This is a genomic window from Candidatus Babela massiliensis, assembly GCF_000513475.1.
Lineage (GTDB): Bacteria > Babelota > Babeliae > Babelales > Babelaceae > Babela > Babela massiliensis.
This window is the reverse complement of the sequence record NC_023003.1, coordinates 403,114-417,827: the sequence shown is the minus strand read 5'-3', so window position 1 is coordinate 417,827 and position 14,714 is coordinate 403,114. Positions and strand designations below refer to the sequence as shown.

10 protein-coding genes are annotated in these 14,714 nt (G+C 26.0%); 2 read left to right on the top strand and 8 right to left on the bottom strand.

The genetic code is table 11. The features are described from left to right. Positions 1–55 precede the first annotated feature (55 nt). Positions 56–1,183, bottom strand: coding sequence for a molecular chaperone DnaJ (gene dnaJ, locus BABL1_RS01805; RefSeq protein WP_023791622.1), 1,128 nt, complete (start codon positions 1,181–1,183; stop codon positions 56–58). 252 nt (positions 1,184–1,435) lie between these two features. Here dnaJ and BABL1_RS01800 point away from each other — a divergent pair, with 252 nt between their 5' ends. Further along, complete coding sequence (locus BABL1_RS01800; RefSeq protein WP_023791618.1) at positions 1,436–1,744, top strand: hypothetical protein; 309 nt, start codon at positions 1,436–1,438, stop codon at positions 1,742–1,744. A 58-nt stretch (positions 1,745–1,802) separates the two neighbouring features. Here BABL1_RS01800 and BABL1_RS01795 read toward each other — a convergent pair whose 3' ends face one another. From BABL1_RS01795 to BABL1_RS01780, 4 genes are all read right to left on the bottom strand, one after another. Continuing rightward, a complete protein-coding gene (locus BABL1_RS01795) occupies positions 1,803–2,099 on the bottom strand; it encodes a hypothetical protein (RefSeq protein ID WP_146617280.1) in 297 nt (98 codons plus the stop codon). Between the two features lie 21 nt (positions 2,100–2,120). Continuing rightward, positions 2,121–2,312 (bottom strand): hypothetical protein, encoded by a 192-nt coding sequence (locus BABL1_RS01790; protein ID WP_023791613.1) that lies wholly within the window; start codon positions 2,310–2,312, stop codon positions 2,121–2,123. Positions 2,313–2,517: 205 nt separating this feature from the next. Next, complete coding sequence (locus tag BABL1_RS01785; protein WP_023791611.1) at positions 2,518–3,066, bottom strand: hypothetical protein; 549 nt, start codon at positions 3,064–3,066, stop codon at positions 2,518–2,520. Between the two features lie 162 nt (positions 3,067–3,228). Then, on the bottom strand, positions 3,229–4,359 hold the full coding sequence (locus BABL1_RS01780) for a Fic family protein (RefSeq protein ID WP_023791608.1): 1,131 nt from the start codon (positions 4,357–4,359) through the stop codon (positions 3,229–3,231). A gap of 469 nt (positions 4,360–4,828) precedes the next feature. Here BABL1_RS01780 and BABL1_RS01775 point away from each other — a divergent pair, with 469 nt between their 5' ends. Further along, positions 4,829–10,576, top strand: a complete 5,748-nt coding sequence (locus BABL1_RS01775; protein WP_023791606.1) for an AAA family ATPase — start codon at positions 4,829–4,831, stop codon at positions 10,574–10,576. A gap of 104 nt (positions 10,577–10,680) precedes the next feature. On the opposite strand, the gene BABL1_RS01770 is transcribed toward BABL1_RS01775, so the two are convergent. Genes BABL1_RS01770 through BABL1_RS01760 form a run of 3 tightly spaced genes read right to left on the bottom strand, consistent with a single transcriptional unit; the run spans position 10,681 to position 14,690 of the window. Then, complete coding sequence (locus BABL1_RS01770) at positions 10,681–11,370, bottom strand: hypothetical protein (protein WP_023791603.1); 690 nt, start codon at positions 11,368–11,370, stop codon at positions 10,681–10,683. Between the two features lie 28 nt (positions 11,371–11,398). Continuing rightward, the gene (locus BABL1_RS01765) at positions 11,399–13,945 is read right to left on the bottom strand and encodes an ankyrin repeat domain-containing protein (RefSeq protein ID WP_023791601.1); all 2,547 of its coding nucleotides are present in this window, start codon (positions 13,943–13,945) and stop codon (positions 11,399–11,401) included. Positions 13,946–13,982: 37 nt separating this feature from the next. Beyond that, the gene (locus tag BABL1_RS01760) at positions 13,983–14,690 is read right to left on the bottom strand and encodes a hypothetical protein (protein WP_023791598.1); all 708 of its coding nucleotides are present in this window, start codon (positions 14,688–14,690) and stop codon (positions 13,983–13,985) included. Positions 14,691–14,714: the final 24 nt, after the last annotated feature.

The following is a 14,714-nucleotide window of genomic DNA, read 5'->3' as shown; positions in this document are numbered from 1 at the left end:
ACACTTTTAATATGAAAAACTTATTTGATTATAAAGTTTAAACTATTTTTTTAGATTAGCCTAAAAATTTTTTAAAAAAACTTTTTATTGAACCATCTGATTCATTTTCGTTGATTTGAGTTCCAATAGCATCAGAATACTCTTTTAACGCTTTTTCAGCAGAGGCAGATAGCTTTTTAGGTATATCACATTTTGGAGTTACTACTAAATCACCTTTAGTTTTACCTCTTATTTTTTGAAATCCTTGACCTTTAATTCTTATAGGATCGCCAATTTGCCAACCTTTAGGAACTTTTAGACTTTCTTTAGTGCCATCTATATTTTCAATTTCTACTTGAGATCCAAATACAAATTGTGGATATGTTAGTAAAATTGAACAGTGTATGTCATCTTCCACTCTTTTGAATGTTGGATGAGGCATTACATGTACTCTTAAATATAAGTCACCAGCAGGTCCGTTAAAGGTCCCAGCATCACCTTTTTCAGGAATTCTTAATTCAGCTTTATCAAATATTCCCTTTGGAATACTAATTTTTAAGCTATCGTATTGCTGAATTCTAGTTTGACCTTTACATTTTGTACATGGATTTTTAATTATGAAGCCTTCACCATTACATACTGGACATGCTTGAGTATACATGAATATTCCATGTCGATAACCAACTTGTCCGGTTCCTGTACATTCTTTACAAACTTCTATTGATGAAGGTTCTTGAGAACCTTTTCCATGACATACATCACAGCTTACATAACGATATACTTTAATATCTTTTGTTGTACCTAAGAATGATTCTTCAAGGCTTATATTTAATTCTTTAGCCAGATCTTGTCCTCTTTTTGGTGTAGGACCTGATTTTTTACTTTTCTTTTTCTGTCCTGCTCCAAAGATATTGCCAAATATATCTTCAAAGTTGCTAAAGATATCATCCATATTCATATTTGCGCCAAAGCCACCCATTGAAGGACCTTCATGACCAAATTGATCATACTGCTTACGCTTTTCAGTATTTGAAAGAACTTCATAAGCTTCAGCAGCTTCTTTGAATTTTTCTTCAGCCTCTTTGTTGTCCGGATTTCTATCAGGATGATATTTTAGAGCCAATTTTCTATATGCTGATTTAATTTCATCTTGGGTAGCCGTTTTAGGTACACCAAGTACTTTGTAATAGTCTGCTTTACTCATAATTCTTATTCTTAAAAATAAATATAATATTAATTAATCTTTGTTTATCTTTATTAAAAGTATACCATAATTAAAAAAAATTGGTATAAGGTGGTTATATAGAATTGAAAGATTTTATTATATTATAATAGCTTATTCATTTTTTATATATTGAACTTTTTTGATTCAAAATTTTTATTTTGACAAAACAATTCTTTTCAACTTCAAATATTTCTTTAAATTTATTTATATTTTTTGAAATATTCCTGTGATATGTTAGGGAGTCGCTTTTCTCCTGATAGCTTTGCTATCAAAGCTAGAGATACCCTTTTAACAGCGGCTATTGGTGGAGTCGCTTATGGAGTTCAAGAAAATATGGGTACTTGGTCTAAAGATAATATTACTAGGGAAAATATCAGATATTTATGGCAAAGAGCTTGGACTTGGTATAATAAAAATAAAGGAATTTCTAAAACAACAAGGCCTACTCCATTTGTATTTATTCCAGCAGGTATTGATCCTATTTCAGGTTCTATATTAAGTTCAATGTTTAATGTTATAAATTCTGTTAATAGACATTAAGTTAATTTAACTAAAATTCGGTATAGGATAGCATCTTCTCTATACTGAATAAAATATTTTATTTTTTTAATATTTGTTTTACTTCTAAAGCATCTAAATATTTTTGTTTTTTAGTTCTAAAATTTTTTGCTCTTTCTACATCACACATTACCATAAGTGCTAGTAAACCGGTAACCGATATAGATCCTATTCCTAAAAGCAAGCATTCACAATCTTTAGTTTTAAGAAATTGATATAGATATGAGATTCCTGTTTTGCCTAGTATAGCTGCAATAATAAAGCTAATAACAGCATTAGTTTCCGGCGGATTCTTAGTTTTAATAATATTATTAAGTGTCATTTTAGTTTTTCTCATTTCTAAAATACTATTAGAAAGCTAGATAAAGTTATCTTTTTCGGTTTGTGTTAAATTTAGTCTTGGTAGATATTGATTTAAAAGATAGGGTCTACTTTTTTTAATAGCATGGTTTATTTTCTCTTTTATAGTATTATTAATGGCCTTGATGTAAGTATTACTATTAATCAAAGTTATTGTGAATAATAGTATCAAATTTAATTTTTTCACCATAAGAATTTCCTATATAAATATGATTGAAGGATTATTTATTTTAATTTTACATATTATTTTAATTATTTCATCAGCATCTGGAGGTTGCGCTATTGTATTAGTATAAATTAAGAAATGTTATCCCAAAACCTATTTGTATTCTATTAAATAACTTAATAAATCTTTGCTAATAAGTGTGATTGAAAGTTTGTTTATTTTAGTATACTTAGTTTTTTATTTTGTCTAACGTTATGATATTTAATAATTGTTTAATTTTTATGGCATCTAAATATTTTTGTTTTCGTGTTCTAAAAGTCTCATCTTTTTTTATATCATTAATTCCGGAAGCAATAAGTAATGTTGCTAGCAATAAGCCTCCTGTACCGCATAAGATTGCTTTTTGCCTTTCATCAGATGAAAGATTTGAGAAGAAATAACATCCTAAATTAGAGGTTGCTATTCCTCCCATTATGATTCCTGAAATAACACTCCACAATCCTAAGTCAGCAGGATTTTTTTTAGGTGAAATGAAGTTAAACTGCATTTTAGTTTTTCTCATTTCTAAAATACTATTAGCAAGTTCAATAAGGTTATCTTTTTCGGTTTTTGTTAAATTTAGTTTTGATAGATATTGATTTAAAAGATTAGGTCTACTTTTTTTTATAGCATGTTCTATCTTCTCTCTTATGGTATTATTAATGGCCTTGATGTAAGTATTACCATTTATCAAAGTTATTGTGAATAGTATTAATATTAAATTTAATTTTTTCATCATAAGAACTTTCTATATAAATATGATTGAGGTATTAATTATTTTAATTTTACATATTATTTTAATTATTTCATCAAATGTAACTTTGGTAAAGATAACAAATTTTAGTTAATAAAAAAGCTAAAGCTTTAAAGCTTTAGCTTAAAAATGTTTAATTTTTGTAAATTATATTTTTAAAAGACCAGATTTATATTTTTCTTGAGTTTTCTCTATCATTTTTATAACAAAGTTTAGGAAAATTTCAAAATTATCTTCATGCAATGATGTTAATAATGTACTTAGGTATAATTTCTCGTCTTCTTTGTCAATTAAAGGTGGTAAATAACCATTTTGAAGTAATATTATAGATGCTAATGCTTTACCACTACGTTTATTTGCTTCATGAGAAATATGTATCCTAACTATTTCATACCAAATAAAAGCAGCCTTTCTAACAGGATGCATTGATGGATCTTTAATTTTATCCAATGCGTTTAATACTTGTTCTTCAATTACATCAAAAGCTGGAAACATATGTATACGTTTGTTGATCCAAGTAGTCAAGTTTATAAAATTAGGTTTTATGTTTTTTTTAACGTTATTATGCAAACCCAGACTTTCTTGTGCCCATGTCTTGATTTCGTCAACATTGATTCCGAGTGCTTGATTTGTAAGACCGTGAATACATCTAGGATTTGCCTTATAGTATTCTAGTACTCTTTTTATAGCAAGAATGCTAATATTTTTGTTATCATCGACTCTTAGGTTGAAATCATTATTGCCTATGAAAAGATCTTCCGGAGTGTTATGTTCTATAAATTCAAAGAATATAGTTTCGGCATTCGTAAAATTTCTTTTTCTCCATATAATGGAGTGTTTTCTAAATTGTCCTGGTATATCAGAAACTAATCTTGATAAAAATCCGTTTACTTTTTTAACTTCGTCAATAGATAAAGCACTGACAAAATCTATATTGGGTTTTAAGTAATTTTCTTCAAGATAATTAAGTCCATAAACCCAATCAAAACCTTCAGCGTGTCTAATAAAATCATTTTTATTTGGATATTTTGCTGATACTTTTTCCTTAGAAAAATTTTTTACTTGTTTTTTTAACTTTTCTAAAAATTCTTCGTTCCAATTATACCTTGTAGCTTGATTGCAATTTTCATAAACGTATTTTGGTATTTTTGTTATAGGTGTTTCTGATATAGGTTGAACTTTAATAGATTCCTCTGAAGACAAAGCTTCAGGTTTTTCCATTGAATAAAGTGAAAATATTTGGGTAATTAAAATAAGTAAACAATATTTTAATTTCATTGAGTAATCCTCCGTAATTATAATAAATAAAAAAGTTTATATTAATTAATATAATACTATAATTTATATTTTTTTCAATTGCTTAAATAGTTAAAATTATTTTTTTTTAAATTTAAAATAGGATTAAGCAATATCTGTAAAAGTGAAATAGGTTATATTTAAAATACTGATATTTACTTAATTAATTTTGCAAATTAGTTAGTGTAAAGAAATAAAATAATATATTGTTTGATTTTATGTTATAGATTTAACTCAATATTATCTTGTTATAATTATTATGATTTTGGTCTTATATGATTAAATCAGTATTATTTTTATTAATTATTATTTTCTATATGAGCAATTCTAAATCCAATCTTTTTTTTTTAAAATTTTTAAATAATTAAATATTTCTTATTGCAATATTTAATTATTGTGGTAAGATTTTTGTAATAGAACTTGTTTTTTATTTTAATGTCAAGGAGGTTTTATGGTTTTATGCAAACCAGAGTTAGATAAATTAACCAAAATTTTATTTGGAGTCTTTATTTCTTTCAATTTTTATTTAAGTTCTATGGAAACTGATAATAAAATTCCGAATAAGAAATTTCAAAATTTAGATAATATATTTCAATACGAAGTTGCTCAACAGACTGGAGGAACTTGTGGATATCATGCTCTTTATAATGGTCTTACATTATTAAAAGCCCTAGAAGATCCATCAAAATATAAGTTACTTACTAGTAATGAAGATAGAGGTAATTATTTTGGTTCTATAGATTCTACTTGGACTAAAGAAATTATAAAAAAAAGAATTAGAACTCTTGCAAAATATTATATTGCTGATCATTTATTTAAAAGTTTCAAAAATATAGAAATAATTTCGAAGCCTGAAGAGAATGCTTATAAGTTAAATTTGAGTAATAACTGGGTAAAGCTTAAGCAGTTTTATTCTGATTTAAAAAATATTGAAGAATATAGAAAGAAATTCATTAACCTTATTGTTGATGTTTCTAGTGATATTGCAAATCGTTTAATAATTTTTGAAAAAGACCAAGCTACTTGCAGGGTTGATAAACAAGATTTTATAAATATTTTTAAGCTTTTTTATAAATCTCAAAATTTCGATAAAATTTATGAAGTAATAGATTTTTCTAGTATTAACTTTGAAATTATTTCTGATAATAAAATCAAAAATTTAAATAAACCTAATGAGGTCTATGTTATTAATTGGCAAGATATATCAAATCAAGATCGAGTTAAATTTTATGTTAATGATAGGCAAGAGGTTTCTAATGAAGCTAATGCTGGAGAGTGGTTAACTAGTGAGGAAATAGAATTTCTGATAGAGACTGATAAAAAGTTGAAACATACAAATATTTTTTGTATTGATACTCTAAAGGAGAATGAAATTAAGGAATTATTTTTATTAAATGCTTCCTTAAAACAACTTGTGATAGATTTTAAGTCTAAGGATTATTCTGGAACAGCAATTTTTTTGCTTTATTTTCCTAAACATTGGATAACTTGTGTTCTTACTAAAGATAAGGACAGTTTGCCTAATTTTATTTTGATGGATTCTTATTATAATAAAAATCGAACTTGTTCTAAGAAGATCTTTAATTTGATTAAGCAAATATATAATCCCGAGGTAATTTATAGCAAAGTTAATCAAACTAAAAGCAATTTTTCAGGTTATAATGCCGCTTATAATGTTTTAACAAACTTAGAGTTGTTAGAAAATGGCTCTGGCGCTAACCTTTTTAGCAAAGATAATGATATTAAGTTTGAGGAATTTACTTCTAGTTCTAAGAAGTTAATTATACAAAATAGAATGAGAAAATTGGTAGAATATTATATTGCAGATCATTTGCTCAAAAGCTTAAAAAGTGTTGATATAGTATCTGAACCATCTTTCAATTGCTATAAATTGAATTTGAGTGATAAATATATTAAATTAAAGCATTTAAATTTAAGTTTATTCCATTTAGAAGAATTAAGAAAGGAATTTTGTGATCTTATTTACAAAGTTGCTTGTGATCTTGTTGAAGATTTGGTGTATTTTGAAGATGATAAAGCTACTGTTATAGTCAAAAAACAGGATATAATTGATGCCTTTGAATATAGGTATAGAAGTTTTAAGGAAAGGTCTGAGATTATAGCTAAGGCTAAAGAACATTTTATAGAGTTTTCAGATTTAAAATTCGAAGTTATTTTTGATAATCGTATTAATGATTTAAGTGTTAAAGATGAAAGCAAGATTTATACTATCAATTGGTCTTGTTTTGCAAGTGATAATTTTTTAACTAGATTTAATGGTATATCCAAAGATACTGTTTTTGATGAACCAGGCAGTTGGTTATCTACTGATGAAATTGATTCACTCTTTAGATTAGCGAAGTGTAAGAATTTTGAATTTCTTAAAGATTTACAAATATTTTGGATAGATAAGTTTAATGATGAGAGCTTACATGAAATTTTTGAAAAGTCCGATAATTTAAGAAGAAGTTTTTCTAGTTTTATTAATGCTAATACCAGAGGATCTTTGCTTTTTATGTTAGATATTGCAAAACATTGGGTTCCTTTGATTATGACTAAAAAAATAGGAGAATTGCCAAGGTTTATATTAGCAGATTCAAGAAATAATCAGGGGGATTATGTTTGTGACGATGTTTCAAAATTAATAAACTTTTTAAGTGGTAAGTTAAAAGATTTAAGAAATAGTAGTGATGAGGAATTACGAAAGTTTCTAGAAAAATCTAGACCAAATAATTATTTAAAGAATTTTGATAATATATTTCAATATAAAAATATTTCTCAAGATTATTACTCAGGTTATTATTCGCTTTATAATGCTATTGTTGTTTTAAATTCTTTAGATTGTAAGTCTAATTTTCAATTATTTTCTGACTATGAATTTAGAAATAAATTTTTTGGTAAAGCGGATTCTAAGTGGACGAAATATATAACTGAAGCTAGAGTTAAAGATTTAGCTAAGGCATTTATATCTGATTGTTTATTTAAATCCTTAAGAAAGACAGAGATAATTTCGGAGTTCCAAGATAAGTGTTATAAGCTTAATTTGAGTAATGAATGGATTAAGTTATCTTCCATGGCTAGTAATTTAGAAGAGAATGATAAAGATGAATTTGGATTTAGTTTATGTTCCCGTTTATCTATAGAAAGAACAAGAAAAAAAGTTTGTCAAATGATTTATGAAGTAGCTGAGATTTTGTCTAATAATTTTGTGAAATATAATAATAAATTTGTTTATCATATTAGGTCCGATGATATATTCAGGATATTTGAAAATTGTTTTGGTCAAAAAGGTGAAACTATTAAAGACAACATATGTGATATTATAAATTTATCGGATTTAGATTTTGAAGTTATCTCAGATTATATGATTGTAAATCTAAATAATAATAGTAAAGTTTATAAGATAAATTGGCAAAATAGATTTAATGAGAATTTTGCCGATTTAATTGATATTGAGAACGTAACTCAGTTTGATATATGCGATCCGGGGTTATGGATATCAAAAGAAGAATTGGAAAATATTATATCTTTAGAAAAGATCAGTAAGATTGATATACCTAGAGATATATTTATACGATGTGTTGATATTTCTAAAAAAAATGTTATTCAGGAATTGCTTAAAAAAGATATTGATTTTAGGGAATTTATTGATAACTTTAATAATATAGATTATTCCGGTATGGCAATTTTATTATTTTCTCATAAAAATTATTGGATAACCTGTGTTATTAATAAAAATAAAAAAGAATTGGCCAAAGTTTTTTTAGTTAACTGCTATGAAAATTCTAATTCTGCTTATCTAGATGAAATTATAACTTTTATAAAGTTAATATCAGAGGTGAGTTTAGAAAAACCTAATGTAAGTAAGAAAGATAAAAATAATACTAAAGATTTTAATGAATTTTTAAACTCTAATACTATTGAACAAGATTCTGATACTTTTGATAAAGATAATAAACAAGAAACTTTGGCTCAGAGTTTTAAACGGATTCCTTCTATTATGTTTAGAGATTTAATAGGGGATCTACCTATAGAGATAAAAAACCTTGTACAAAGTATAAAATCTGAAGAGCTAAGTGATAAGGATATAAAGAATATTTTATTAGTTGGAGCTCCAGGGACAGGAAAAACCTCTTTAGCAGAAGCTATTGCTAAAGAAACTAATAGTGATTTTTATTATCTTAATGCAGGCTCATTAATAACTAGTTACCAAGGATCAGGATCTGAATCTATTAATGCTGTTTTTAATTATACCGAGAATTCATCTAAAAATTCCGTTATATTTATAGATGAGGTTGACGCCATAACTAATAATGATATTAATGATAAAAATGGTGAAAGTTTAAGAGCGACTAGAAATTTACAGTGTAATTTATCTCAAAATAAATCAATATGTATTTTAGCTACTAACTATCCTGATAAATTACCTCAACCTCTTAAAGATCGCTTTATTACTGTAGAAATTAAGTTACCTATGGTTGTAGATATAGTTGATTTTTTACGAAAAGGTCTTAGGGTTAAAGGTTATTATTCTTCAACTGATACATTGCAAGCGATAGCTAACATGTTTAATGATTTAAATTATAGGGATTTGTCTAAAATATTGGTAAATTCTACCTCTATGATAAAAAGTAGATCTATTGAAGATAGGATTCTAACAGAGAAAGATTATATAGTTGCTATATATAACCAAAGACCTAAAATGATTATTGCTTCTGAAGAACATGCAAAAGCTTTACTAAAATATTATCTTGAAATCTATGGATTACAATTACAAGATGTGACTTTTAATAATTTCTGGGGAAAGTTATTTAAACATATGTTTAAGTGTACTGCTGAGAATGTTAAAAATACTGTAACCAATATAAAATCTAGAGCTTTAAACTTAAGAACTTTAACTATAAATGATATTTATACAGGAATGTACTGGGAACAAAACGGTACTTTAGCAGATCAAAATTTAAGATTTACTATTCTTAAACATTTAATAAACGATAAAACGACCTCTGATATAACAGATTATGTTTACAATGATATAGCAGCTGAGGCTGTAGATAATTTTACTGCTAAAGATTTGCAAGAAGTCGTTGATAATGCAATGATTTCTGTTCGTTGGAGAGGTCTAAAGTTTATAAAGTCTCATGATTTATATATAGGTTTATATTCGGTTTTACAAAAAAAGGCTAAAGCTGTACAAATTATAGTGGGAGATCACACTATTTCTACTTTGGCTAATGAACCTAAGAGTGGATTAAGTGGAGAAGCAAGTTTGGGAGCTAGTTTTAGTATACCAATACCTGCCCCGATTCCTATATCATTGCCTATTAATTTAAGAGGTGGTTATAATTCGTCTGCTTCTCAAAATTATCAATGGTTTAAAAATACTAATGTATATCATGAATCAAGAGATCTAGCAGAAAATGAAAAGTTTCTAAGGAATGATATAGAGGGAGGCTCTCAAAATAAAAAAACTCGTTTAGATTATCGAACAGAAAAATTACCGGGATATTATTTAAGATTAGCAGTTATTAAATATTTTCTTCATAATGTCAATCATGATCTTTCAAAAGAAGATATAAGGAAATTTGCAGAAATTACTTTGGATCTAACTTGTTATACTTTGAAAGAGATAATAAATTTAGGAGATAGAATGAGATATGAAGAAAGATGGCATAATAAACCTCAAGGAATATTTGAGAGTAAATATCCTCCTTATGAATTTGGCAACAAGAAATTGCTATTGGTAGATTTAGTTAAAGCTGCTGATAATTTAGGTATTGATTTATATAGAGGCGATGAAAAGAAACTTAAGGAAACTATAAGTCAAACACGCGCTAAATATAAGGCCAAGATGGAGCAATTCAAAGATAGGTATAAGGACAAAGAATTACAAAAAAGCATGTTTGGGGCTTTGTCATATAATTTTGAAGCATTATTGCTTTTATCAAATGTTCAATCTTTAGTAAAAGATTTTTCTAAAATGGAATCTTACGATTTAGATAAAGAGATGTCTAAATTAGGAATTGGTGATATTACCTTTAATCATATAAAAGAGATTTTTAATCTATCAAAAATTTTGTCAAAAGATGATATTACTATGAGGGATAAAGATCAACTGATAGCTAAATATATAGCAGCCTATACTATGTTTGGAGTAATTGATACTATAAATCGAGCAAAAAAATTTAGCCGAGAGTAAATTAATTAATAATTAAATTAGAGGCTATCTATAGTGTAGTATTTTACTTAACTATAGATAGCTTATTAACAGCATACATTAATTCACTTTTACTAATTTATTTGTTACCATTCTAACCATCCAAACATACGATATAGCCAAGATTGGGATTTTTTATTATGATCATCCAGAATTTCTTTTAATGTATCTCTAAATTTAATTACCATATTGGTTCTTGAGTTTAATAAATAAAGCATATGATGCATAAGTGTAAATCTTTCATCCAAAAAAACACCATAAAGAGGAAAGTTAGCAGTAGAAACTATTTTATATTCTTTTTCATTAATAAATTCTATTACTTCGGCAGATTCGCTTAAGAGTAAATCTTCTTGACGGTTACTTTGAAGGTTTCTAAATTTTTCAATATCCTTTTCAAACTTCTTTAGTGTTTCAAGATCAATCTCATATGAACCTTGATGTATACCTTTTTTAACAGCCAATTCAACTAAATTAACAAAAGTAGTTAGGTTATCTCCTGTATAAGGAAATTTTAAAGTAAAAGAATAAGATGAGTAATTTAAAGGGTTCCTATCTTGACGCTCTATGTGCTTTAGATAGCTTTTATCAACTTTTTTATTTAGTCTTTGAATGAATCTTGTTAAATTTGGACTAACTTTTATCTTATTTTCTTCAATAAGATAAATAAGATCTTTTTTTAATATCTCTAAGATCCAAAGAGGAGGAGCTAAAATTTTTAGATTCTTTCTAAATTGTATATAAAGTATATAATCAGATAAAATTCTATATGGAAACATAATATCCTTTGAAAATGTTTATAGATTTTTATGAAAGTAACTTAATTAACTGGCTAATTTTTAGCTCTTTGGCGTAATCTAAAGCAGTATAAAAATAATTATCTTTAATTGATTTATTAGCATTATGTTCTAAAAGCGCTTTTACTGCTTCAATATTATTTTTTCTTGTAGCTATAATCAGAGCGGTATAGCCATAAAAATCTTGTTCATCAATGTTAGGTTTGACTTTATAATTAAGAATAAGATTAACTATATCAATATTATTTTTCTTAGATGCGATCATTAAAGCAGTTCTGCCATTACTATTTTTTATATCTAAATCGATAGTATAATTATAGTTTAGAAGCATTTTTACTATATTGAAATTGTTTTTAGATATAGAGTACATTAAAGCATTAGATTTATTATGATCTTGTAAACTGATGTCAATAATTTGTTGTTTATAATTTAGAAGAACTTTAACGATATCTATATTATTTTTTTCAATAGCATAAATTAAAGCAGTTTTGCCATGTTTATCTTGGCTATTAATATTAATTATATAATCTTGCACCTGGTAATTGAGAATCAATTGGACAATTTTAACATTATTAGTTTTAGTTGCTAAAATTAAATAAGTATCTTGATTTTTATCTAGGTAATTAAGATCTATAATATAATTATCTTTTTGATAATTTAATAGTAATTCAACTATTTCGGGGTTTTGATTATCAATAGTCCAGCTTAAAGCACTTTTATCATATTTATCTCTAAAGTTAATATCGATAGTAGTTTTATAATTAAGAAGAGCTTTTACAATTTCGCAGTGATTGTTTTTAACGGCCCAAATTAAAGCAGTTTGATTATAGGGCCCTATGAAATTAATATCTATAGTATATGTATCATGTTTATAATTTAGTAGAGAATTTACTATATCGATATTGTTATTCTTAATAGCCCAAAGTAAAGCTGTCATATTACTAACATCAGGCATATTTAAATCAAGTGTTATTTGCTCTGATTTATAATTTAAAAGTAAATCAATCATTTCAGTATTGTTATTCATAGCAGCAATAAGGATAAGGGTACGATTTTTAGGAATTCGTTCAAAGCGTGTTACTTTTTGAATTTGATTTACATCAACAGTAATAATATCTGGTTTATAGTTAAGTAATAATTTAACTATATCTAAATTGTTATTGATAATTGCAAATAGTAATGCTGAGTATCCATAAACCTTAGATTTGTTATTAATATTGAGTGTAATTATATTAGGTTTATAGTTTAATAGCAGCTTAACTGTTTCTGTATTATTATTTTGACATGCATATATTAATGCGGTTTCATGATTATTAGTTGTAGTATTTATATCAATAATGTAAGTATCTTTCTTATAATCTAAAATTGACCTAATTATATCAGAATTTATCCTATGGAATATTGCACTTATTAATACCGTAGTTCCTGATTTATATTTTTTGTTTAAGTTAAGCTCGTAGATATTCTTCTTGTAGTTCAAAATAAGATTAACTATTTCTTTATCATTAGCTCGAATGGAATTTAATATTGCATCTTCGCCTCGCTTGTTTTCTATATAAAGATCTATGTTATAGTTTAAAATTTGTCTTATAGTTTCTTTGTCTTTATTTAATATTGCTTTATTTAAAGTATTATTTCCATAATTATCCTTTAGGTTGTTAAGGTCGAGAGTAAAAGTATTTTTATTATAGTTTAAAAATAGGTCAATTAAATAAGGATTGTAATATTTTAATGAATATATTAAGCTATTGCTTTGAAGCTTATTTTTGTAATTGATATCAAATTCATTATTACTATCAAGAAAAAATTGAACTAGATCAGGAGAATATGCTAGTTTATCTAACTCAGATTTTATAGTTTTATATTCATTAGAGTTATTGTCTAATTTTTCAAGTTTATCTTTTAATATATGAGTCTTAACGTTATATCTAGAAAAATACTTATTATCAAGCTTTGTGGCAATAATTAAAGCATTGTATCCGTAATTATCAATAGTATTAACATTTATAGAATTTTGTTGGAATAGAAAAGACATAAATTTTAACTGTTTTTCTCTGTCATTCCATAGACTAGGAAAATATGTCTCAAGAATGATATAGCTAAAACACTGATGAAAGGAAAAATCAAGAGGAATATATCCAAGATAGGTAGTATAGTAAAAATAAAGAGACCACATTAAGGCGGTCTTACCAGTAAAAGGATCTTTTGAATTAATATCGGTATTATATTCAATTAAAAGTTTGATTAGGTCTTCATTTTGTTTGATAACAGCAAGTGTAAATGCATCATTAGGATTTGCTTTATTATCAAGAAGAAATTTTGTCATATCTTTATCTTGGGAAACATAAACAGCATGCATCAATGGTGAAAATTCAATATTGTTTTTAATATTAACATCAGCACCATGATCGATAAGTAATTGGGCAATAGGCTTATAATTCAATTCAATAGCGTGCATAAAAGCAGTGTAACCTAATACATCTTGAAAATTTACATCAACACCTTGATTTAAGAGAGATTCTACTTCTTTAATATTATCTTCAAGAACTGCATACATTAATTCACTTTTACTAATTTATTTGTTACCATTCTAATCATCCAAACATACGATATAGCCAAGATTGGGATTTTTTATTATGATCATCTAGAATTTCTTTTAATGTATCTCTAAATTTAATTACCATATTGGTTCTTGAGTTTAATAAATAAAGCATATGATGCATAAGTGTAAATCTCTCATCCAAAAAAACACCATAAAGAGGAAAATTGGCGGTCGTAACTATTTTATATTCTTTTTCATTAATAAATTCTATTACTTCAGCAAATTCGCTTAAGAGTAAATCTTCTTTATCAAGTTTTCTTAAAATTGTATTGTTTTGGCGATGAGTTTGAACTCTGATAAAACCTTCAATATCCTTTTCAAATTTCTTTAGTGTTTCAAGATCGATTTCGTATGAACCTTGATGTATACCTTTTTTAACAGCTAATTCAACTAAATTAACAAAAGTAGTGAGGTTATCATCTGTATAAGGAAATTTTAAAGTAAAAGAATAAGATGAGTAATTTAAGGGATTTCGATCTTCATGTTCTATGTGCTTTAGATAGCTTTTATCAACTTTTTTATTTAGTCTTTGAATAAATCTTATTAAATCTGAATTAACTTCTATCTTATTTTCTTCAATAAGATAAAGAATATCTTTTTTTAAGATCTCTAAGATCCAAAGAGGAGGAGCTAAAATTTTTAGATTCTTTCTAAACTGTATATAAAGTATATAATCAGATACAATTCTATATGGAAACATAATATCCTTTGAAAAATTTATAGA

What these genes read in the sequence shown, in the direction of transcription:
- BABL1_RS01775 (WP_023791606.1), top strand. Translation starts at nt 4,829, where the DNA reads ATGGTTTTATGCAAACCAGAGTTAGATAAATTAACCAAAATTTTATTT.
- BABL1_RS01795 (WP_146617280.1), bottom strand. Translation starts at nt 2,099, where the DNA reads ATGAGAAAAACTAAAATGACACTTAATAATATTATTAAAACTAAGAAT.
- BABL1_RS01780 (WP_023791608.1), bottom strand. Translation starts at nt 4,359, where the DNA reads ATGAAATTAAAATATTGTTTACTTATTTTAATTACCCAAATATTTTCA.
- BABL1_RS01760 (WP_023791598.1), bottom strand. Translation starts at nt 14,690, where the DNA reads ATGTTTCCATATAGAATTGTATCTGATTATATACTTTATATACAGTTT.
- BABL1_RS01800 (WP_023791618.1), top strand. Translation starts at nt 1,436, where the DNA reads ATGTTAGGGAGTCGCTTTTCTCCTGATAGCTTTGCTATCAAAGCTAGA.
- dnaJ (WP_023791622.1), bottom strand. Translation starts at nt 1,183, where the DNA reads ATGAGTAAAGCAGACTATTACAAAGTACTTGGTGTACCTAAAACGGCT.
- BABL1_RS01770 (WP_023791603.1), bottom strand. Translation starts at nt 11,370, where the DNA reads ATGTTTCCATATAGAATTTTATCTGATTATATACTTTATATACAATTT.
- BABL1_RS01765 (WP_023791601.1), bottom strand. Translation starts at nt 13,945, where the DNA reads ATGTATGCAGTTCTTGAAGATAATATTAAAGAAGTAGAATCTCTCTTA.
- BABL1_RS01785 (WP_023791611.1), bottom strand. Translation starts at nt 3,066, where the DNA reads ATGATGAAAAAATTAAATTTAATATTAATACTATTCACAATAACTTTG.
- BABL1_RS01790 (WP_023791613.1), bottom strand. Translation starts at nt 2,312, where the DNA reads ATGGTGAAAAAATTAAATTTGATACTATTATTCACAATAACTTTGATT.